The sequence below is a fragment of the Psychrobacter sp. 1Y4 genome (assembly GCF_051847555.1).
In genome coordinates this window covers 1-792 of the sequence record NZ_JBPYDE010000398.1, presented here as the reverse complement: position 1 = coordinate 792, position 792 = coordinate 1, and the positions used below count along the sequence as shown (strand labels likewise).

The window sequence follows — 792 nt, the reverse complement described above, 5'->3', positions numbered from 1 at the left end:
TTTCTTGTGTTGATGAGCTTGGCTGCAGCGTAGATTTTGCTTTTACTTCGTCGCGCTCACGATCCATTTTATCTTGCATTTTACGTAGGAAACGTGCGGCTGCTTCTTGACCACCAAGACCAAATGATAGGGCAAAGGCTACGGCTACGGCACCTAGCGTTAGGCCAAATGCTAGATTCACGATTGAATCTGCAATACCCATTGCTTTTAGACCCATAGCAAGTACAAGGCCCATAATCAATACACGGACAATGTTTGCTAAGAATTGTGAACCTTGCTCAGAACGCTCAACAACACCCGCAATAATATTGGCAAGCCAGAATCCGATAAACAGGATAATTGCACCTAAGATGATGTTAGCGCCAAATGCGATAAACATCGTAATAATAGCTGAGATAGGCTCGAAACCTAGTAAATCAGCAGCTGCAATAGCAGCAAATAGCATAGCAAAGAAGATAATTGCATAAGCGACTAAGTCAGAGATTCTCTTGTCACCCATAGTCTCTTGCAAGCCAACTTTGGCAGGCATTTGATTGATTTGAGTATTTTCAAGCAATCCTTTGACAATATTTGCAACCATACGGACAACATAAAAAGTCACAAACAGGATAGCCACTGCCATGAAGATGTTTGGCAATGCTTCCATGATTTTGTTTAGCATATTGGTCGCAGGGCGAGCAATAACGTCGATTTTTAATGCATTCAAAGCAGCAATAATCGTTGGGATAATAACCACTAAAAATGCTAGCGAACCGGCAATATTAGGTAGGCTGTTTTGTTCACTCAAGCCAG

General features: G+C 41.9%; 1 protein-coding gene. It reads right to left on the bottom strand.

Going from position 1 to position 792, the window contains the following annotated elements:
- A partial coding sequence (locus ACS8FC_RS16575) for a mechanosensitive ion channel (RefSeq protein WP_439297584.1) occupies positions 1 to 792 on the bottom strand: 792 nt, incomplete at both ends.